This window comes from Actinomadura sp. NPDC000929, from assembly GCF_040492065.1.
Lineage (GTDB): Bacteria > Actinomycetota > Actinomycetes > Streptosporangiales > Streptosporangiaceae > Spirillospora > Spirillospora verrucosospora.
This window is the reverse complement of the sequence record NZ_JBEUPA010000069.1, coordinates 17,958-38,880: the sequence shown is the minus strand read 5'-3', so window position 1 is coordinate 38,880 and position 20,923 is coordinate 17,958. Positions and strand designations below refer to the sequence as shown.

Here is a 20,923-nt window from a genome sequence, read left to right as displayed (position 1 = left end):
GCAGACCCACGAGAAGAGCCAGGAGAGCCCGGAGGGTCCGCGGCCGACGCCGCAGCACCCGGCGCCGCCGCCGCCGCGGGCGCGCAGACCACCAGGGAACGCCGAGGAGGCGGGGCGATGAGACTCCTGGTCACCGGGGGCGCCGGGTTCATCGGCTCGGAGTTCGTGCGGGCGACGCTGCGCGGCGAACTGCCGGGCACCGCGGGCGCGCACGTCACCGTGCTGGACGCGCTCACGTACTCGGGGAACCCGCAGAACCTGGCCCCGGTCGCCGGGCATCCGCGCTACCGGTTCGTGCACGGCGACACCTGCGACCCGGACGCGGTCGACGCGGCCGTGGCCGGGCAGGACGCGATCGTCCATCTCGCCGCCGAATCGCACGTGGACCGCTCGATCGACACCGCCACGCCCTTCGTGCGGACCAACGTGCTCGGCACGCAGAACATGCTGGAGGCGGCCCAGCGGCACGGCGTCGGCCGGTTCGTGCACGTCTCCACCGACGAGGTCTACGGCTCGATCGCCCAGGGGTCGTGGACGGAGGACGCCCCGCTGCTGCCGAACGGGCCCTACGCGTCGGCCAAGGCCGGGTCGGACCTGCTGGCGCTGGCCTGGCACCGGACCCGCGGCCTCGAGGTCGTGGTCACGCGGTGCACCAACAACTACGGGCACTACCAGTTCCCGGAGAAGGTGATCCCGCTGTTCGTGACCAACCTGCTGGACGGCCGGCGGGTCCCGCTCTACGGCGACGGCCGCCACCGGCGCGGCTGGCTGCACGTGTCGGACCACTGCCGCGCGCTCGACCTGGTGCTGCGGTTCGGCCGCCCGGGCGAGGTGTACCACGTCGGCGGCGGCAAGGAGCTGTCCAACGAGGACCTGACGTCCCTGCTGCTGGAGGCGTGCGGCGCCTCGTGGGAGATGGTCGACCACGTTCCCGACCGGCAGGGCCACGACCGCAGGTACGCGCTCGACACCACCAAGATCGAGGAGCGGCTCGGTTTCGTTCCGCGCGTGCGCTTCGAGGACGGGCTGGAGGCGACCGTCGAGTGGTACCGCGCGAACCGGGCCTGGTGGGAACCGCTGAAGGCCGGTCTCCGGAAGGCGCCGGGGCCGATGCTCAGGTCGCCTCGCTGACCGCCGACATCGTGTAGCCGTCCACCCGGAGCGCGGGCATGGCCGTCCGGGGCGTGGAGTCGTCCCGCTCCCTGGGCAGGGCGCGTTCGGTGCGGCCGATCTCCGTCACCCGGCCCAGCAGGTCCACCGGGCTCTCGTTGAAGCGGAAGTTGTTCGCCTCCCCCACCACTTCGCCGTTCTCCACCAGGTAGACGCCGTCGCGGGTGAGCCCGGTGAGCAGCAGCGTCCGCGGGTCGACGTCGCGGACGTACCACAGCGAGGTGACCAGGAGCCCGCGCCTGGTGGTCGCGACGAGATCGGCGAGCGGCCGGCCCTCCCCCGCGCCCTCCAGCACCAGGTTGCCGACCTGCGGCGTGACCGGCAGCCCGGTGAGCTCGGCGGAGTGGCGGGTCTGGACCAGGCCGGCGAGGACGCCGTCGCGGATCCACTCGGTCGGCCGGAGCGGCAGCCCGTTGTCGAACACCGAGACGGTGTCCGCGAACACCTGCGCGACGTCCGCGGAGCCCCGGGCGGCGACGAACGGCGCGCACCGCAGGCCCGGCTCCCGCGGGTCGCTCCGCAGCGTGAGCGGTGCGCCGGTCAGGCGCTCGCCGATCCGCGTCCCGCCGTCCGGGCCGCGGAACACGGTGCGCGCGTCGGCGGCGTCCTTCGCCCCGGCCGCGCGGTACAGCCGCAGCATGAGGTCGGCGACGCACGACGGGGACAGCAGGACCTCGTACCGCCCGGCGGGGAGCGCGACGCGCCTGCGCCCCCAGCCGAGCCGCTCACCCAGCTCCGCGTACAGGGGAAGCGGATCGATCTCGCCGAGATCGGCCGCCTCGGCGCCGCTCCACGTCGAGGCGACGCCGTCCTCGGACTTGGCGGTCAGGTCCACCACGCCCGCGGTCTGGACGTGGCGCAGCCGCAGGCCCGTGGAGGACGCCAGCCAGGTCGTGTGCTGCCGCTGCTCGGCGTAGCCGTACAGCAGGCGGCGTTCCGCGCGGGCCCGCTCGAAAGCGCCGGCGAGGCCGCCGGCGAACCGGGCGAGGACGCCCGCCGACGCCGTGGGAGCGGGCTCGGCCCAGTCCGGCGAGGACGGCACGGCGTCGCCGGTCAGCAGGGGGCGGGCGTCGGCGGCGGGCGTCGCCGTGCGCGCGGCGCGTTCGGCCGCCGCGACGACGGCCCGCACCGCGTCCTCGTCCACCGCGCCGCGGTGCGAGACGACGCCGGCCGCGGTGCCGCGCCCGTCCGAGGTCACGGCGATCACGGTCAGCCGCGTGTCGGCGGTGAGGCCGCTCGACGTCAGCGCGTTGCCTGCCCACCGCGCGTGCGCCGTGGCGGCCTCGTCGACGATCGCCACGTAGGCGTCGGCGTCCTTCCCGGCCTCGACGGCCAGTTCCGCGAGCCTCACGCCAGCCCCTCCGCGCCGGTGTCGATGACCTCGACCCCCTCGAACACGGCCGCGGGGCAGCCGTGGCTGGCCGCGGCCACCTGCATCGGCTGGCCCTTGCCGCACAGGTCGGCGCCGAAGAGCCGGTAGGTGTCCTCGCCGCCGAGCGCGGTCAGCGCCGACCAGAACCGCGTCGTGGAGGCCTGGTAGGCGACCCCGCTCAGCTGGCCGTCCAGCCTGCCGTTGCGGATCCGGTGGCACCGCTGGGCGGTCATCTGGAAGTTCTGGCGCCGCATGTCGATGGACCAGCTGTCGGACCCGACGAGGTAGATCCCGTCCTCGACGCCCGCGATGAGGTCGCCGGTGGACGGGCCGCCGGGCGCGGGGCGGAGCCCGACGTTGGGCATCCGCGGCAGCGGCACGTGCATCGCCGACTCGGCGAACGAGCAGCCGTTGGAACGCCCGAGGCCCGCCAGGCCCGCGGTGCGCCGGTCGTGCTGGAAGCCGGTGAGCACCCCGTCCCGGACGAGGCTCCAGGACTGCGCCGCGACCCCTTCGTCGTCGAAGCCGACCGTCGCGAGGCCGTGTTCGGCCGTGCGGTCCGCGGTGACGTTCATCAGCGGCGAGCCGTAGCGGTGCGAGCCGAGCCCGTCCGGAGCGAGGAACGTCGTGCCGGTCGAGGACGCCTCGTGCCCCAGCGCGCGGTCCATCTCCGTGGTGTGGCCGACCGACTCGTGAACGGTCAGCCAGAGGTTGGACGGGTCGATGACGAGGTCGTAGCGGCCCGGCCGCACCGGGCGGGCGCGGAGCTTGGCGGCGAGGTGCGCGGGCAGCTCGGCCAGCTCGCGCTCCCAGTCCCAGCCCTCGCCGCCCAGGTACTCCCAGCCCCGGGCGACCGGGGGCCCGAGGGTGCGCAGCGTCGCCGTCCCGCCGCCGCGGGGGTCCGCGCCCTGGACGAAGAACAGCGGGTGGACCCGGATGCGCTGCTGGGCGGTCACCGTGCCCGCGAGATCGGCGTAGAACTTGTTCTCCCGGACGAGGGTGAGGAAGGCCAGCACGTGCTCGACCTCGGGCGCGGCCAGCAGCCGCCGGCTCCGGTCGGCCATGAGCGCGATGCGCTCCTGCTCGGGCACCTCGAACGGATCGACCCGGTACGACGAGATCCACGTCGTGTCGCGGTGGACCGGCTCGCCGACCGGCTCGCCTGAGCCGCCGCCGATCGCCGCGCACGCGCGGGCCGCGGCCACCGCCTGCTCGGCGGCTCCGGCGGCGGCGCTCGCCGTCAGCTCGGGGGCGGCGGCGAAGCCGGGCACGCCGCGCTGCCACAGGCGCACGGCCAGCCCCGTGTCCGTCGTGTCCTGCCCGCCGCCGAGGACGCCGTCGCGCAGCAGCAGCCGCGCCGTCCGGACGCGGTCGAGGCGGAAGGACGCGTGCGCGGCTCCGAGCTCGGCCGCGCGGCCGAGCGCCGCGTCGGCCAGGGAGCGCAGCGGCAGGGCGGAGAACGAGGCGTCCATCCCATGTCGCACGCTGCCTCACTTTCCACACCCGAACACGTCCTACTAGAAAAACATATTGCCTCTCCCCGGAAAAGGCGATCGCGGACCTCGAATCCAGCGGCAAGTCCGGGAACTCAATCCGCCGATCTGGGCGATAACTATAGTTTTTGATAGCATTGGTGATCGACGGCGTCCGCGCGGAAGGGGACCAGGTCCGCCGCGGGACGACCGGGACCGGTGCGACGCCGAGGGGACGCGATGGACGATGCCGCGGCTGCTGCCGTGGGGGGCAAGGTCTGCGACGCGGCGACCGCGGCGGCCCTCGTCGAGGACGGGCAGGCCGTCGCGAGCACCGGCGTCATCGGCTGGATCACCCCCGACGCGGTCCTGCGCGCCATCGGCGAGCGCTTCGAGCGGCTCGGCTCCCCCCGCGACCTGACCTTCTTCTTCCCCTGCGCCACCGGCGACGCCATGGACATCGGCGGCATGGACGGCGTGGCCCGCGAGGGCCTGATGCGCCGCATCGTCGCCGGCTCCTACATCAATCCGCGGCATCCGCGCACCGGCACCCGCCCGGCGCTCACGGGCCTGATCCGCGACGATCTCGTCGAGGCCTACAGCTGGCCGATCGGCGCCGCCATGCACTGGCTGCGGGAGGTCGCGCGGCGGAGCCCGGGCTACCTCACCCGCATCGGCCTCGGCACCTTCGCCGACCCGCGCCACGGCGGCGGCCGCCTCACCGGGCGGGCCAAGGACGACCTGGTGGAGGTGGTCGAGCTCCGCGGCGAGGAGCTCCTGCTCTACCCCACCTGGCCGCTGGACGTGGGGGTCATCCGGGCCAGCAGCTCCGACGTCCAGGGCAACCTGTCCTTCGAGGACCTGCCGCTCACCTCCGCCGCCCTCGCCCTCGCCCTCGCCGTCAAGGCGAGCGGCGGCACCGTGATCGCGCAGGTGTCGCGGATCGTGCCGCGCGGGTCCCGGCCCGCGCGGGAGGTGCAGGTCCCCGGAGTGCTCGTCGACCGCGTGGTGGTCGCGCCGGGCGAGCTGATCGGGACGGAGGTGCGCAACGACCCCGGCTACCTGCGGCCGGTGGCGAACCCGGTCGGGCGCCTGCCGCGCCTGCGGTCCGGGCCGGGGAAGGTCATCGCGCGCCGTGTCGCGCGGGAGATCCGCCCGGGTGAGACCACGATCCTCGGGTTCGGCGCGGCGTCGAGCGCGATCCTGGCCATGGCGGAGGACGGCGCGTTCCAGGACGGCCGGCTGGACGACTACACCTTCACCACCGAGCACGGCTCCTTCGGCGGCGTCGTCATGGGCGGCTGGCAGTTCTCGGCCAACTACTCGCCCGAGGCGCTGGTCGACGGCACCTACCAGTTCGACTTCATCGACGGCGGCGGCTGCGCGCTCGCCGCGCTCTCCTTCGCCCAGCTCGACGCCGCGGGGAACGTCAACGTCAGCCGGTTCGCGGGCACGAGCCCGGGCGGCGGCGGGTTCGTCGACATCGCGCACAACGCGCGGCGGATCGTCCTCGGGGGCACCCTCACCACCAAGGGCCTCGAAGTGTCCTGCGACGGCGGCAGGCTGGACATCCTGCGGGAGGGCGAGATCCAGAAGCTCGTGCCCGAGGTCGACCACGTCACCTACGCGGTCCGCGCCGGTCTGGAACGCGGCCAGCGGGCCGTCGTCGTCACCGAGCGCGCCGTGTTCGAGATGACCTCCGAAGGACTCGTCCTGACGGAGGTGGCGCCCGGCGTCGACGTCCGGCGGGACGTCCTGGGGCAGATCGGCTTCCCGGTGCGTCCCGCCGCCGGCGTCACCGCCATGGCCTCCGAGCTCTTCCGTCCCTAGCCGCGCAACCGGGGAGATCGATGAACGCGATGGTCAAGCCCGACGAGCCGCACGGCCGCCGCTCCGGGGACCCGGCGCCGCCGCGCCACGACGCGGGACTCGTGTCGGCGGCGGCGGACGAGGCCGTCCCCGCGCTGTGGGCGATGGCCCAGCTCGCGACCCCGATGGCGGTGCGGGTGGCGGCGACGCTGCGCATCGCCGACCACATCGCGGCCGGGCTGCGGACCGTGCCCGAACTGGCGGCGGCCACCGGCGCCGACGCCGGCGGGCTCGCCCGCCTGATGCGCTACCTCGCGGTGCGCGGGGTGCTGACCCGGGACGACTCCGACCGGTACGGGCTGACCGCGCTGGGCGAGCCGCTGCGCGGCGACCACCCGGGCGGCCTGCGCGCCTGCCTCGACGTCGAGGAGGGCGGCCGGGCCGAGCTCTGCTACGTCGAGCTGCTGCACAGCGTCCGCACGGGCGAGCCCGCCTACCCGCGGCGCTTCGGCCTCTCCTTCTGGGACGACCTGGCCGCCGATCCCCGCCGCGAGGCCGCCTTCCGCGCCATGCTCCGGCCGGGCGGAGCGGACCGCGCGCGCCGGATCGCGTCAGCGTACGACTGGGCGTCCCTCGGCCGCGTGGTGGACGTCGGCGGCGGGGACGGCACGCTTCTGGCCGCGCTGCTCACCGCACATCCCGGGCTCCGGGGCGTGCTCGTCGAACGGCCCCCGGCCACCGACGCTGCGCGGAAGGCGCTGGCCGCGGCGGGCGTCGCCGACCGCGCCGAGGTCGAGACGGGCGACATGTTCGGCCGGCTCCCGCCGGGGGCCGGGGGCTACGTCCTCTCGCTGATCGTCCACAACTGGGGCGACGACCCGGCGCGCGCCATCCTGGCCCGCTGCGCGGAGGCCGCGGGCGCGGACGGCTCGGTGTTCGTGGTGGAGAACGTCGGTCCGGACGGCGCCGGGCCGACCGGGCTGGACCTGCGGATGCTCGCCTACTGCGGAGGGAAGGTGCGGTCGCTGCCGGAGCTGTCGGCGCTCGCCGCCGAGGCCGGGCTCGGCGTCGCCTCCGTCCACCCCGCCGGGGCGGTGTCGATCGTCGAGCTCCACCCCGGCGGGTGACCGCCGCCGGAACGCGGCGGGCCGCGGCGGGCCGAGGAACCCCGCGCAGCGGCGACCACGAGGAATCTCGCGAAGGGACGAGGCGATGGCCACGGGGACGATGCAGCCGCGCGAGGCGCTCGCGGCGCTGGTGGGCGAGGGACTCCGGGATCCGTATCCGCTGTACGAGGAGATACGGGCGCACGGCGACCTGGTCGACGTCAAACCGGGGGTGATGGCCGCCGTCGGGTACGACGAGTGCGACCGGGTGCTCCGGGATCCGCGGCTGCGCGTCCAGGACGGGGACAGCTTCGACCTCTTCTACCCGGAGTGGCGGGCGCACTCCTCGCTGCGCGCCTACACCGACTCCATGCTCTACAGCAATCCGCCGGCGCACACCCGCCTGCGGCGGCTCCTGCGGGGCGAGTTCACGCCCCGGCGGGTGGCGGGCTACGAGACGGCGATCGAGCAGATCACCGACCGGCTCCTGGACTCGCTGGCGGAGGCGGGAGCGGGCGGCGCGGCCGTCGACTTCATCGCCGAGTTCGCCTCACGTCTCCCGATCGCGGTGATCAGCGGGCTGCTCGGGGTGCCCGAGCGGGACCAGGCGTGGTTCCGGGCCATCGCGGCCGACGTGACGACCGCACTGGAGGGGATCACGAACGCCTCCCGGCTCGCCCCGGCGGACGCCGCCATGGACGACCTGGCGGTGTACTTCGACGACCTGATCGAGCGGCGCCGCCGCTGCCCCGAGGCGGACCTCGTCAGCTCCCTGGTGCGGACGCACGACGGCGGAGGCGGGCTCGGCCGCGACGAGCTCGTCGGCAACATGATGCTGCTGCTGACCGCCGGGTTCGAGACGACGAACTTCTTCATGGCGCACGCGCTCCTGCTGTCGTTCGAGCACCCCGGCCTCGCCGACCGCCTCCGCACCGAACCCGGCTTCGCCTCCGCCTACGCCGAGGAGGTGCTGCGGTTCGAGCCGCCGGTGCAGGCGACGAGCCGCTGGGCCGAAACGGACGTGGAGCTTCTGGGGACGACCATCCCGGCGGGCACGAAGGTGGTCGCGATCCTGGCCGCCGGCAACCGGGACCCCCGCCGCTACCGGCGACCCGACCGCTTCGACCCGGACCGCCCCTACACCGCGCCGCTCACCTTCGGGGCCGGCGGCCACTTCTGCCTCGGGGCTCCGCTGTCACGCCTGGAGGCGCGGATCGCGCTTCCGCGGCTGCTGCGCCGCTTCCCCCGCATCCGGCCCGCCGGGGAGCCCGTCCGCCGCGACTCGTGGGTGGGCCGCGGCATCGACCACTTCCCCATCGCGATCGGCTAGACCGCGCCCCGCGCCCGGCCCGTGGCAGGGCGCCGGGGCTACGGCCTCGTCCAGGTCTCCTCGCACGCGGTGAGGCGAAGCAGCCGGAACCCCACGGCGTCGCCGAGCCCGGGCTGCTTCTCGAGACGCATGAGCAGTTGCGCCAGGGCCTCGATCCAGCGGCTGCCGGGAAGGTCGCCCGCGTCGGCGACGTCGAGTCCGGCCGGCTCGATGATCGAACGGACGGCCTCCTTGGCGCGCGGGTCGTCTCCCGCGATGGGGACCGTCAGCGCGACGCCGCCGCGCGCGACGCCGGCGAGCTGCCGCGCGGAGACGCAGTTGAGCGCCTTGACCACGGCGCCGCCCGGAAGCAGGCGGGCGATCAGCTCGGCGGCGGAGCCGTGGCCGAGGAGGTCGTGCCCGCACGGGTTGGACATGTCGATGACCGGCTTGCCGGCCACATGGGCGCGGATGCGCGGTGCGATCTCGGCGCGGATGGCGTCCAGCGGGCTGGCCAGGGCGACGATGTCGGCGTCGCGGGCCACCCGTTCCAGGGTGGCCGCGCGGGCGTCCGGCAGCCGTTCGGCGAGGCCGCTCGCGGACCGGCCGCCCCGGCTGGCCAGCAGCACCGGCCGTCGCTGCGCCGCGACGGTCTCCGCCAGCGCCGTGCCCATCCGCCCGCAGCCGACGATGCCGACGACCGGCGCGCGGGACCGCGGGACCGCGGCGGGTTCGCGGGACCTCATCGCGGCGGCGTCTCCGATCGCGGCCGGAGGGCCCCGTGCGGGTCCGGCGCGTAGGCGTCGAGGGCCGTCCGGAGTTCGTCCGGGACCTCGACGGGGGTCAGCCCGTCCTCCGCCCGCAGCGTGCAGGCGACGGTCTGCTCGCCGCGCGCCACCAGCCGCGCCGGGCCGTCGGTCACCCGGTAGTACTCGAAACCCATGGTGATCTGGTGGAAGTCGATTCCGACGAGGGACATCCGCACGGACACGGTGTCGAGCGCGTAGAGCTCGGAGAAGAACTCGCACGAGCACGACGAGGTGACCAGCGCGAGGTCGTCGTGCATGCGCGCCACGGTCTTCGGCGCCTTCTCCGCGAGAAACCGCTCCCGGCAGGCGCCCTGCCAGGAGAGATAGTTCGTGAAATAGACGTTCCCCACGAGGTTGGTGTCGGCGAACGTCACGAGATGCCGGTACTCGAAATACGCCCTCACGAGGCCCCCTTGACGGGGATCGCCATCGCCGTCGGCCCGGCTTCTCCCTCAAGGGAAAGGACCACGGAGACGATGTCCGCTCCCCCGGCCTGGAGGACCACCCATCCGTTCTCGTAAACGCCTTGGACGTCGAGTCCGGGCGGGCCCGGCGGCCCGGACAGGCATGCGCCGACCGTCTGCAGTCGCGCCCGGACGTGCTGGTCCGGCTCACCGACGAGGCGGCGGAGCCGGGCGGCGAGGCCGGTCCAGTGCGCGGGGGGCTCCGGCGCCGGCTCGGAGGTCCGCGCGCAGGCGACGGGCTCCCCCTCCACCAGGACGGCCCAGGGTTCGCCGGCTTCGACGGCCACCTGGATGTCGCGCTCCGGGAGCAGGGCGGTGAGGCTGCGCTGTAGGTACGGCCCGACGAGCACCGGATGCAGGGTCGTGACCGGTACGGGGCCGACGTCGCGAAGGCGGAGACCGCTCCAGCTCACGACCGGCCGGCCGGAGCCGTCGCGCACCACCACGTCGTAGGTGTAGTCGGCGCCGGAGTGCTCGCGTTCGACGGCGGCCAGCGTCAGCTCACCCCCTCCGTCCCCGCTCCGGTGGACGGCGAACCGCGCGCACCCGACCGGCAGAAGCCGCCGGTGGGGGACGCACGCCTGGAGGACGTGGATCGAGGCGTCGTTGCGGGCGGGGTCGCCGAACAGCAGGTCCGCCGGGAGGCCGTCCCCGAACCGCCAGGGCCGGTCGCCGTCCAGCACGGCGGTGCACGCGGTGGCCTCCAGGTGCGCGTATCGGCGGAGCCTGCGGAAGCGCCGGCCGTGGAAGAAGAGCGGCCCGTACAGGTCGTCGCCGGTGTGGGCCGGTGTCCGCGCCGCCGCGGCCGGGTTCTCTGGGGGCTCGGCGTCCGCCGCGGTGACGGTCCCGGTGAAGTGGTCGACCGCGAAGCCCGTCTCGTCACTGCGCACCGCGACGTCCACGTCTCCGTCCTCGCGGGCGAGCGCGCACACCCGGAGGGTGCGGGTCCCGTGCTCGGGGACGACCACGGGGCGGTCGAAGCGGGAATCCGCCACCCCCGCCACGGGCCGCCCGGTCAGCGCGGACGCCGCCTGGGCCATCGCCTCGAGCACGCACACAGCCGGCAGCACGGCCACACCGTCGATGCGGTGGTCGTCCAGGTACGGGTCGTCGGCCAGGCTCAGCTCGGCCTCGGCCACCAGTTCGACGCCCGGGGTCCACGCGCGCACCCGCCGCAGGAAGCGGTGCCCGTCCGGGGCCGCCTCCCCGGCGCGGCCGAGCTGCGGCAGCCGGCCGCTGACCACCAGGGAGTGCGAGGGCGGCTCCGCCTCGGCCGCCCGGGCGAGCAGCTCGGCGCCGCGGTCGGGGGGCACCGGCGACACGCCCGCGCGGGCGAGGTCGTCGAGCACCTTGAGGCGCTCGCCCATGCCGACTCCCGACCAGACCGTCCAGTCGAGGTTGGCGACCCGGCAGTCCGGCAGATCCCGGGCGAGGACCCGGGCCAGCTCCCGCATGCGGCCGTTGGCCAGGGCGTAGTGCGCCTCCCCGGCGAGGCCGAAACGGCCGATCACGGAGCCGAAGGTGAGGAGCAGCCGCAACCCGTCCGTGCCGACGGCGTCCAGCAGCGCGCGGAGCCCGTGGTGCTTGGGCGCCGCGTGCTCGGCGTAGGCGTCGCCGATCTCGCGGAACCGCGCGGGGCGGTTCAGGCCGCTGGCGTGGACCAGTCCCCTGACCGGTCCGAGCCGGCCGGCGATCGCGGCGACGCCGCGGCGGAGCGACTCCGGATCGGTGACGTCCGCGGCCTGGTAGCAGAAGTCGACGCCGGCCTCCCGCAGCCGGGAGAGGTTGTCCCGCAGCTCGGGGTCGGCGTCCGGCCCGCTGCGTCCGATCAGCCCCAGCCGGACCCCCCAGCGCCGCGCCAGGAAGGACGCGCTCGCGAAGCCGATGCCCTTCCCGCCTCCCGTCACCAGGAGCACCTCTCCAGCGGACAGCGGAGGCGCGGCGGCGTCCTGCGCCCGGCCGTCGGGCACGCCGGGCGCGGCGGCCCGGTACGCGGGGGTTCCGGCGCGGCCCTCCTCGTCCACGACGATCTCGGCATGGCCCTGCCACGGGGCCGCGAGCAGAGCGCCGACCGCGTCCGCGGGCGCGGTCTCCAGAGCCCGGACCCAGCGGACCGGCAGGGACGGGTACTCGGCGGCGATCGTGCCCACGAAGCCCGACGCGGTGTCGCCCGAGTCCACGACGGTGAAGGGCGCCTCGGAGTCCACCGCGAGGTGCGCGGCTTCGACCAGCGCGTCGATCGCGCCGTCGTCCGGGTTCTCGGGGAGGAACGCGACGACCGCCGGGCGCGCCTCCCCCTCGGGGCGGGCGGTCAGCCGCGGCTCGACGAGCGCGCGGAGCCGTCCGCCGCCGAAGACGTGCCAGGCATGGGAGGCGGTTCCGGCTTCCGGTTCGACCGGACGGCTGAACTCGACCAGGACGCGATGCCATTCGCGGACCCCCTCCGGCGGCCCGTGGGACCCGGCCTCGCCTTCCGCGGCGGGCAGTTCCTCGATCGCCTGGACGAACGCGGCGACCGTGGCCTCGGCGAAGACCGGCGGGGCGGCCGGCACGGCCCGCCGGGTCCGTTCGGCGGCCTCGGCGGCGAGCTGGACGACGCGGAGGGAGTTGAGATGGAGGTCGCCGAGGAGCCGGTCCCCGTCGCCGATCACATCGGGCGGGAGCTCCAGGGCCTCGGCGATGAGCCCGCGCACCACGGCGGGCACGTCGGATTCCGCCTCGGGCGGCGCCTGCGCCACGGCGTCGGCGGGGGCCGGGGCCGTGGCGGCCGTCGCGGCACGGCCGAGCCCGTGGTCGAGGGCGTGATCGAGGTTGACCGCCGGGGCGCTCTCGCAGGGGTTGGCGAGGAACTCCGGCTCCCGCCAGAGGTCGAACGGGCGGTGGAACCGCTCGGCGAAGAGGGCCGTGAGATCGGAGACGGCGCCGGCGGCGAACAGCGCGGCGGTGGCGTCGCCGAGCGCGGCGGCCGACTCCGCGCCCGCGTCCAGCGTGCGGACCGGCACGTCCGTGATCGACTGGGCCATCGCCGTGAGGGTGTGGCCGGGGCCCGCCTCGACGAGCAGGTCGCAGTCCGCGGCGAGGAGCTCCAGCGCCCGGCGGAACCGCACCGGCGCGGTGAGCTGCCGGGCGAGCAGCGCGCGGACGTCATCGGCGGCGGTCAGCTCCCGCCCGGTGACCGTGGAGTACACGCGACCGGAAGGGGCCGCCACCGCCAGGTCGGCGAGGTGGCGCGCGAGCACCGGCTCGGCCGCGGCGACCGCCGGGGAGTGGAAGGCGTGGCTGACCCTCAGCCTGCCGGCGGTGATCCCCTTCGCGCGGGCCCGCTTGACGACGCGGTCGACCTCGGTGAGGGGGCCGGCGACGACCTGGACGGCGCCGTTGTCGGCGGCGATCACCAGGTCGGCGTCGTCGATGAGCTCGGTGACCGCGCCGGCCGGCGCGGCGAGGGAGGCCATCCCGGTTCCCGCCTGGGAGGTGTCGGCCATGACGCGGCCGCGCGTGGTCACCAGGTGCAGGGCGTCCGGGCCGCCCAGGGCGCCGGCCCAGTGCAGGGCGGTGATCTCGCCGAGGCTGTGCCCGACCGACGCGCTCGCCGTGACGCCGAGCCGGTCGAGCCAGCGCAACGCCGCCGTGGAGGCGCGGAAGACGGCGGGCTGGGCGACGGCGGTGTCGATCGGGTCGGCCCCGAGCCCTTCCTCGAAGTGCTCCCCCGCCTCCGGGAGGACCACGCCGAGGGCGCCGGCGCTCTCCCGGACGGGGGCGCCCTGCCCCGGGAACAGCAGCCCGACCCGGCCCGGAGCGCCCCGGCCGACGTAGACGCCGGGCCGGGCGGCGAACCCGGGTCCGGCGAGGCCCCCGAGGAGCTCGCCCGCCCGTTCCGCGCGCGCGGAGAGCTCGGCGGGATCGCGGGCGACGATGGCCGCCCGCACCGGCGCGTCGCCGTGCGCCCGCTCCGCCAGGGCGGCGGCCAGGTCGGCGTGCTCGGCGAGCGACATCGTCCTCGCCCGCACGGCCACGCGCTCCAGCACGGCGGCGAGGTCGGCGTCCGTGCCGGCGGAGAGGGCGAAGACCTCGCAGTCGAGCGGCCTGCGCGCCGTCAGGCGGTCCCGGGCCGCCAACCGCGCCGTGGCGCGGCGGGCGCCCGGGGCCTCCAGGACGACGTGGGTGTTGATACCGCCGAACCCCATCGCGCTGACGCCGGCCCGGAGCGGGGCGTCCGGCCAGGGCTCGGCCTCGCGGACGACGCGCAGCGGCGCGCCGGGTTCGCGCAGGAGCGGGTGGGGCTCGTCGCAGCCGGTGGTCGGCGGGATGACCTGCCGCTGCAGCGCCAGCGCCGCCTTGATCAGCCCGGCGGCGCCCGCGGCCGCCTTCGTGTGCCCGATGTTGGCCTTGACGGATCCGAGCGCCGCCGGTCGCGGTCTCCGCCGCCCGTCGTGGATCTCGGCGAGGGCGTGCAGTTCGGTGCGGTCGCCGACCTCGGTGCCGGTGCCGTGGCCCTCGAACAGCGCCACGGTCTCCGGTCCGAAGCCCGCCCGTGCGTAGGCGCGTTCCAGGGCGAGCCGCTGCCCGGAGACGTCCGGCCGGGTCAGTCCGCCGTTCCCGTCCGAGGACATCCCCCAGCCCCTGATCAGGGCGATCGGCCGCCGCCCGGCGGCGACGGCGTCCCCGGCGCGCATCAGCGCGACCATCGAGCAGCCCTCGCCGGGCAGGAAGCCGGTCGGCCGGGCGTCGTACACCCGCATCGCCGAGCCGGCCAGCGCGCCGAGCCGGGAGAACCCGACCAGCTCGAACGGGTCGAGGCTGAGGTCGACGCCGCCCGCGAGGGCGAAGTCGAGATCGCCGTCGCGCAGGTAGGTGCAGGCCGTGATGACGGCGAGCAGGGACGACGAGCAGGCGCCGTCGACCGTGTAGCCCGCGCCGCGGAAGTCGAAGTGGTTGCACACCCGGCCCGCGATGGCGTTGGCCAGCCCGCCGACGAGGCTCTCGTCGTTGGGTTCGGCGAACGGCTCCTTGTAGGACTCCTCGACCTCCCGGAGCAGGCCGCCCATCTCCTCGGCCCCCCAGCCGCGCGCGGCGAGGGCGGACACCAGGTTCCTGCGGACGTAGGGCCAGCGCAGCCGCATCAGCGCGGCGCGGCTGAACTCGCCCGTCAGGGTGTTGCCGAGGATCACGCCGGCGCGCCGGCGGTCCAGCCCGCCTCCCCCGGCGAAGCCGGCGGCGGCCAGCGTGTCGCCGGCGACGTCCAGGGCGAGCCAGTGCGCGAGGTCGGTCACCCGGTACGCCGGTCCGGGCACCCGGTAGCGCGAACGGTCGAAGGACCAGCCGTCGAGCACGGCCGCGTACCGCAGGTCGGTCGCGTCGGGGCCGGCCGCCGGGTCGCCGTAGTCGCCGAGGTCGAGGCGCTCGCGCGGGAGCGGCCGGAAGGCGCGCCGCCGCGCCAGGACCGTCTCCCACAACTGCTCCGGCGTGGAGGCGTCGGGATGGCGGCACCCGAGGCCGACGACGGCGATCGCGTCGCTCGGAACGGTCACTTCGCCTCCTCGCCGGTCGCCAGCACGCCCCCGCGCGCGGGGGCGTGCCGGCGGGGCACGGACTTGGGCTCGGCCAGTGGCGCGGGCTGCGCCGCGGCACGCTGCCGCATGTCCATGACCGCCAGGGCGGCGCCGCGCAGCAGGCACACGATGACGAGCGCGAAGAACAGGCCGTAGACCACGTGGAAGTGGACCAGGAGCGCGTAGACGAGGGCGGTCGACGCGCCGAAGGCGAACTGGTTGCGCGGCCGCACCGGCGTCGTCCCCGGGTCAGTGATCATGTAGTTGGTGAACAGGACGAACGCCACGCCGCTCATCGCCAGCAGCGCGCTGAGCGTCGCCGTGCCCTCGATGGGGGTCCTGATCAGCGCCTGGAGCGCGAACACGCCGATCCAGCCGAGGATCAGGGGCATCTTCCTGGTGAGCTTGGCGTTCAGCATCGTCCCCGCGGCGAGGATGAGCGCGGGGATCGCCAGGTCGAGCGGGGTGCCGACCCACTCGGTGAACTGGTACGGGGGCGCGATCCCGACCCAGGGGAACAGCACGAGGACCACCGCGATGCCGAAGTTGGAGGGGTTCAGCACGTGCCGCGGCCGCCCGCCGATCCGGACCCTGATCAGGTACTTCGACGCGACCGCCACGATGACCGCGAAGATCACCGGTCCCAGCCGCGCGTTGGCGTAGAGGAGCATCGCGCAGGCCAGCGCGGTGATGTGGGCGGGCATCAGGAAGTTCACGAGCGCCATCGGGCCGCCCGCGTACTTGACCGGCCGCCGCGTCGCCCAGGCGTCCAGGGTCTCCAGCCCCAGTTCCATCACGTACGCGACGGCCATCGCGGCGAGAGGGGTCGCCCAGGACGGCTCGAACCCGAGGACCGTGTGCCCGAGGATGTTGAACACCGTGATCGAGATCGCGAACCGGCGCAGCGCGATGATCCGCGGATCCTTGGCGGGCCCGGCCGGGGCGGCGGGCGCCGGGTTGGCGGTGGGTTCCACGTTCGCCGAGTTCACGAGGCCATCTCCCTGATCGAACCGTCGGGGCCGAGCAGCATGGTGTGCCAGCCCGGAGTCGCCTGGACCTTGCCGGTGTGCCGGCCGCCGCAGGAGTCGCGCCAGGTGACCGTGACGGGGACCGGCGCCGCGGCCCCCTCCAGCGCGAACAGCAGCTCCGGCGAGGAGACGCCGGCGTGGCCGTTGGCCGGATAGACCTGGCCCGTCCGCTGGCCCTTGGCTCCGGAGTCGAGGACGACCTTCGCGCCGATCGCCGGCACTCCGCCGGAGCCGGCCGGTCCCGGCGCGGTGGAACCGGCGGGCCGCGCTCCGCATCCCTGGGGCGAGCGGAGGAGCCTCAGCCCGAGGTAGGGCCGCTGCGCGCTGCGGACGTTGCGGTAGAACTGCGATTGCCCCCACTGGTTCGCGACGGCGAAGTCGAGCCGCCCGTCGTGGTCGACGTCGGCGAGGGCGATGCCCCGCGACACCCCGCGGTCGCCGACACCGAGCCGCTCCCCCAGGTCGTGGTAGCGGCCGTCCGAGCCGCGCACGAAGAACCGGTTGGGGTTGTCGCCAGAAATGTCGTCATTTTTCTGCACGTTGGGCCACAGGCGCGGGTGCGCCAGCACCTCGTCGTTGGACATCGCGAGCTCCTGCAACTGGGCCCAGCGGTTGTCCCTGCCCTCGACGAATCCCGTGGCCTGGACGATCTGGTCGCGCCCTTCGCCCGCGAAGTCGCCGGCCTTGATGTCCCAGCCCCAGCCCGACCGGGACAGCCCGAGCCGCTCGCTGTGATCGTCGTAGTAGGCGCGCCCGTCGGGCCCCACGACCTTCCTGCGGGTGCTCACCCAGGCGAAGTTGCTCTCCAGGAGCCCGTACTCCTGGGTGATGTTGCTGACCACGATGTCGGGCACGCCGTCGGCGTTGATGTCGGTGAACCCCACGCCCATGCCCTTGAAGGAGTCCCGGCCCAGCTGCATCGACTTGGGCGTCGTGAGGTGGCGCACGCCCTTGAGCAGGCGGAGCTTGATCTTCCCGGGGCGGGACTCGTTGTAGAGCAGGCGGTCGGGGCCGAAGTCGTTGGCGAAGTACAGCTCCGGGAGCCCGTCGCCGTCGAGGTCCTGCGCCCCGGTCGCCAGCGTCCACCCCTTGGCGACCTGGTCGGAGAAGGGCCGGCGCTCCTCGCCGAAGACCGCCGAGGGACGGGAGCCGCCCTCCGCGGACCGGAACCGCAGGACCCGGTTGACGCCGCCGTTGAAGCCCGCGGACATCGAGCTCTGCATCTGCAGCTCGCTCTGGCGCGCCGTCGGATCGAGGACCCGCGCCCGGTCCGGGAAGTAGTTCCCGACCACGATGTCGGTGTGGCCGTCACCGTCCAGGTCGGCGAGCGAGACGGCGTTGCTGTTCCACACCTGGTACGGGCGCACCAGTTCCTGCACGGCGAAGGAGTCGCTCTTGCCGAGCGCGGCCGGAGTGCGCAGGAACAGAACCGGCGAACGGCCCCAGTAGTAGACGAGGACGTCCATGCGGCCGTCCTCGTTGTAGTCGCCGGGCACGCACCCCATCGGCGCCATCGTTTTGTCGTACGGAAGGCCTTGCGGAGCCAGGACGGTCGCCGGGAACCGCGCCCCCGTGCCCGGCGCCGGGCGCAGCGTGACGCTGTCGTCGCGCGGATCGACCAGGCAGACGTCGTCCGCGCGGCCGCTGCCGTCGATGTCGGCGAGCGCCACCGCGGCGCCGACCGACGAGATCCAATGGTCGATGCCCTTGTAGGCGGGGGCGACCGTGCGTATGTCGCGGGGCGAGGCCGTGCCGTTCAACGGTTGCCGCTGGAACGCGAAACCGCTCGCCAGGCGTTCGTTCTCGGCTCGCGCCACCGACGGGAGCCGGGCGTTGTACCAGCCCCCCACGATGAGCAGCGCCGCGCAGATCGGGGCCAGCAGTACCCGAATCCTTCTGGTCATGCCCTCACCCCTCGCTGTGCTTCCGCCATGCCTGGCGCACCCTCGCGCGCCACACCTCGTAACCCTCCGGACCGCTGCCGCAGCGCTCGGCGGTCACCGCCGCCTCGTCCGTCCACGCCGCGGCGACAGCGGGGGCGGCTCCGGTCAGCGTCTGGATCGCGGCCGCCGACCGCTCCGGCACCTCCTGCGACACCACGTGCGCCTTCGCCGCGAACGCGGCGCCCTGGGCGATGTGGTCCTCGAAGCCCGCGGCCCGCTCCATCAGCTCGCCCAACCGCTCCGGGGGCAGCGCGCCGGTGTACGCGGCGGCCAGCCCGATGCCCGCCCACACGTCCGACCTGCGGGCGGCCGGGAAGGCGCCGATCGTCTCGGCGACCACGACCGGATCGGCGCCGGCGTAGAACCACAGCGCCCGGCCGACCCCCTGGTCCCGGATCGTCCGCGTGCTTCCGCGCGCCGGCCGCTCGACCCAGTGCCGCACCAGCACCCGCCGGGACTTGAAGAAGGCCTGATGGAATCCCCAGCCGTCCCACGCGAGCCAACGCAGCAGCGGCCGCCCGAAGCGGATGCCCGTCCAGGGAGGCACATGCGTGCGCGCGTACGCCCATCCGACGCCGACGTGAATCAGATGGACATAGCGTGCGCCGGCCCCTTCGGTCAGCGCGCGCACTCTGCGGCCCCCCGAGAAGGTGGCCAGGTCGACCAGGGCGACGCCCATGGCCGCGCCTTCGAAGGCGAACCCGCGTAACCCGTGCGGCAGCGTCCCGAAGTCCAGGGTCGCCGGATCCGCACTCAGAGCGGTATTGAATCCGGTAGCGAAGCTCTCCACCACGTCCGCCAGCAGGGCACGAGCCCGCGGATCGCCCGGCGGAAACCCCAGGCGCTCGACGTCGAGGGTCTTGGGATCGATTTCCAGAAAGCCGCGCAACGGCGGCGCGAGCAGATTCCCTACAGCGGCCATTCCAACCCCACAGTGGCAATACCGACCGGTGGCGTTCAGCCAATGAATTTCTTTCGTACTGGCGAGGACCGCGGTGGCCTCCGGCCGATGCGGTGCATGGCGCTTTGCGGTCTAAAGATGACCGACTAGCGCCCCTTCGCCTACCGCGCAGTGCGCATGAGCGGCCTTACGCCCCTCTACTCATACACTCGGCCCGGCGAAATGTCACGCCTCTTCGTCGTTCTTCGCAACGGCCCCGGCGACCTGGCCCGCGGCCTGGTCGAGAATGACCACGATCCATTCCGCCAGGCTCAGCTCCATCGCCTCGGCGGCCTCCTGCCAGCGGCGTTGGCGCTCAGCGATCACATCGATGCGGACGGTGGCCTCTTCCGGCTTCTTGTCCTCGCCGCCGTTGCGGATTCCTCGCAGGCGCTTTCTGAGTTCTCTTCTCGTCCATCCCAGCTCTGCCGCCTGCTGGAGCCAGTGCTCCTGCTCGGACGGCGGAAGTGCGGCCACCTCGGCGTGGTGCTGGAGGCTGAGTTGGTCCCGCCGGCGGGACCTCGGAATGCGGCGAGCGATCCAAGCGTAGTTCTTGAGCGTCTGGTAGTCGAGCGAGGTGGCCTCTATGGCCATCCGGTACCGGTTCGGGTAATGCCGCTCCCCGTAGATGAGCCAGTCGCCGAGCCACCAGCGCGAGCAGTCCGAAATCAGGGATATCTGGCGTCCGATCCGCTGCCATGTCTCGAACGGAAGCCGAGGAGGCAGCTCCAATCCGCTCCGCCGCGGCCTCGCCGACTGGTCGAGAACCATTCTTGCCGCGGAGACGCGGTTCGCCTCTTCAATGGGGGACCGATGAGGCGTTGTGTAGCGCTGCCCATTCCCGGAGCCGGACACGAATATCCTCCCGAACCGTCGCGAGACGCTGCGTTCTGCCGAATCAAGTCAGAAACTGGAGATGAATCTGCCGACCACGGCTTTCAAGAATCTTCTCGGCCGTGGCGAATGCGAAATCCCCGAGAGACTTGAGTTCGGCCCCCTCCGATCGCCCGCCATCGTCGGCCGCCCCCCTTCGATCGCGCCTAACGCCCGCCGGCCGCCCACCTGCGATCGTCTCCAGCCGTCGGAGTGAGCAGCAATGATGGTCATCGTCAAACTATTTGAGCAGGTTGTCAATAGGGCGTATCGGTGATTAACGCCTTGCCGAGGAGATCTCACCGAGATGCGCCTGGAACATTGACCTTTCAAACGTGTCTCACGTGGAGTGGGGCATTTCCGGCGTCGGACGAGGACGGTCCGGTCCCCGCACCTCCGAGCGGGCGACGGCGGCCTCCACGATCGCCGACACCCAGCCGACCTGCCCGCTCGCCCCCGGCTCCGCCAGCACGGCGCGGTGCAGGCGCGGCCACAGCCCGGCCCCGGTCCACGCCGCGAAGCGCCGGTGCGCGGTGGGCACGCTGACCCCGAACTCGGCCGGCAGATGCCGCCAGGCGCACCCGCTGGTCAGCACGTACACGATCGCGGTGAACACCGTCCGGTCGTCCACCGGCGCCGTCCCGCCGCCCTGCCGCCGCGGCGCGAACTCCGGGATCAGAGGGCCGACGATCTCCCACAGCTCATCCGGCACCAGCCGGATCGAAAGGTCCGACAACACGACACTGATCATGCCGCATCCACGACCGAGCCACATGAGACATGCTCTTAGTAGTCTCGAACAGACAAGCGAGGGAAGCCGCACGGTCTGTTCACGTCGGCCCGAACAGCGCGAAGCCACGCTATGAAGTTGTCTCACCACAAAAGATCAGCTCAATGGCGTTCGGCTCTGCGTGATCTCGCTCATCGAGCCCGGGCGCGATGGCTCCGCGAAAAATCGTGAGGTTCGACGCCCGGGCCTGCGCGGCCGGCGCCGACCGGCCGGCCCTCATGGCGGCCACCGGGGCGCGGACCTGCTCCGGCGGCCGGTGCCGGTGGCGCGCCGGGATCGGGACGCC

General features: G+C 74.0%; 14 protein-coding genes. 4 read left to right on the top strand and 10 right to left on the bottom strand.

Annotation, left to right across the window (positions count from 1 at the left end; all coding sequences use genetic code 11):
• On the top strand, window positions 1–1,131 hold a 1,131-nt coding region (gene rfbB / locus ABWI04_RS23295), incomplete at its 5' end, for a dTDP-glucose 4,6-dehydratase (protein ID WP_353833765.1).
• On the opposite strand, the gene ABWI04_RS23290 is transcribed toward rfbB, so the two are convergent.
• Both ABWI04_RS23290 and ABWI04_RS23285 read right to left on the bottom strand, forming a co-directional pair.
• Window positions 1,115–2,521, bottom strand: coding sequence for a metallopeptidase TldD-related protein (locus ABWI04_RS23290; protein WP_345182055.1), 1,407 nt, complete (start codon window positions 2,519–2,521; stop codon window positions 1,115–1,117). The genes rfbB and ABWI04_RS23290 overlap by 17 nt on opposite strands.
• Window positions 2,518–4,026, bottom strand: a complete 1,509-nt coding sequence (locus tag ABWI04_RS23285) for a TldD/PmbA family protein (RefSeq protein WP_353833764.1) — start codon at window positions 4,024–4,026, stop codon at window positions 2,518–2,520. Before ABWI04_RS23285 ends, ABWI04_RS23290 begins: the two co-directional genes overlap by 4 nt.
• 228 nt (window positions 4,027–4,254) lie before the next feature.
• On the opposite strand from ABWI04_RS23285, the gene ABWI04_RS23280 reads away from it, so the two are divergent.
• The 3 genes from ABWI04_RS23280 to ABWI04_RS23270 all read left to right on the top strand — a co-directional run bounded on the left by ABWI04_RS23280 (window position 4,255) and on the right by ABWI04_RS23270 (window position 8,259).
• The gene (locus tag ABWI04_RS23280; RefSeq protein WP_345182050.1) at window positions 4,255–5,844 is read left to right on the top strand and encodes a CoA-transferase; all 1,590 of its coding nucleotides are present in this window, start codon (window positions 4,255–4,257) and stop codon (window positions 5,842–5,844) included.
• Window positions 5,845–5,864: 20 nt separating this feature from the next.
• A complete protein-coding gene (locus tag ABWI04_RS23275) occupies window positions 5,865–6,950 on the top strand; it encodes a methyltransferase (RefSeq protein ID WP_353833763.1) in 1,086 nt (361 codons plus the stop codon).
• Window positions 6,951–7,035: 85 nt separating this feature from the next.
• Window positions 7,036–8,259 (top strand): cytochrome P450, encoded by a 1,224-nt coding sequence (locus ABWI04_RS23270; RefSeq protein ID WP_345182045.1) that lies wholly within the window; start codon window positions 7,036–7,038, stop codon window positions 8,257–8,259.
• Between the two features lie 38 nt (window positions 8,260–8,297).
• Here the strand turns inward: ABWI04_RS23270 and ABWI04_RS23265 are convergent, their stop codons facing one another.
• The 8 genes from ABWI04_RS23265 to ABWI04_RS23230 form a co-directional block, all read right to left on the bottom strand.
• The gene (locus ABWI04_RS23265; protein ID WP_353833762.1) at window positions 8,298–8,984 is read right to left on the bottom strand and encodes an NADPH-dependent F420 reductase; all 687 of its coding nucleotides are present in this window, start codon (window positions 8,982–8,984) and stop codon (window positions 8,298–8,300) included.
• On the bottom strand, window positions 8,981–9,451 hold the full coding sequence (locus tag ABWI04_RS23260; protein ID WP_345182040.1) for an acyl-CoA thioesterase: 471 nt from the start codon (window positions 9,449–9,451) through the stop codon (window positions 8,981–8,983). The genes ABWI04_RS23265 and ABWI04_RS23260 overlap by 4 nt, the downstream gene beginning before the upstream one ends.
• Window positions 9,448–15,042 carry an SDR family NAD(P)-dependent oxidoreductase gene (locus ABWI04_RS23255; protein WP_353833761.1) on the bottom strand — a complete coding sequence of 1,865 codons (5,595 nt, stop codon included), beginning with the start codon at window positions 15,040–15,042 and terminating at the stop codon, window positions 9,448–9,450. The genes ABWI04_RS23260 and ABWI04_RS23255 overlap by 4 nt, the downstream gene beginning before the upstream one ends.
• Complete coding sequence (locus ABWI04_RS23250; protein ID WP_353833760.1) at window positions 15,039–16,052, bottom strand: enediyne biosynthesis protein UnbU; 1,014 nt, start codon at window positions 16,050–16,052, stop codon at window positions 15,039–15,041. Before ABWI04_RS23250 ends, ABWI04_RS23255 begins: the two co-directional genes overlap by 4 nt.
• Window positions 16,049–17,995, bottom strand: coding sequence for an FG-GAP repeat domain-containing protein (locus tag ABWI04_RS23245; RefSeq protein WP_353833759.1), 1,947 nt, complete (start codon window positions 17,993–17,995; stop codon window positions 16,049–16,051). The genes ABWI04_RS23250 and ABWI04_RS23245 overlap by 4 nt, the downstream gene beginning before the upstream one ends.
• 4 nt (window positions 17,996–17,999) lie before the next feature.
• On the bottom strand, window positions 18,000–18,956 hold the full coding sequence (locus ABWI04_RS23240; RefSeq protein ID WP_353833758.1) for a DUF1702 family protein: 957 nt from the start codon (window positions 18,954–18,956) through the stop codon (window positions 18,000–18,002).
• 204 nt (window positions 18,957–19,160) lie between these two features.
• Window positions 19,161–19,706: an LmbU family transcriptional regulator gene (locus ABWI04_RS23235; RefSeq protein ID WP_345182029.1), complete on the bottom strand. Its 546-nt coding sequence runs from the start codon at window positions 19,704–19,706 to the stop codon at window positions 19,161–19,163.
• Between the two features lie 481 nt (window positions 19,707–20,187).
• Window positions 20,188–20,598: a transposase gene (locus tag ABWI04_RS23230; RefSeq protein ID WP_353833757.1), complete on the bottom strand. Its 411-nt coding sequence runs from the start codon at window positions 20,596–20,598 to the stop codon at window positions 20,188–20,190.
• Window positions 20,599–20,923 lie beyond the last annotated feature (325 nt).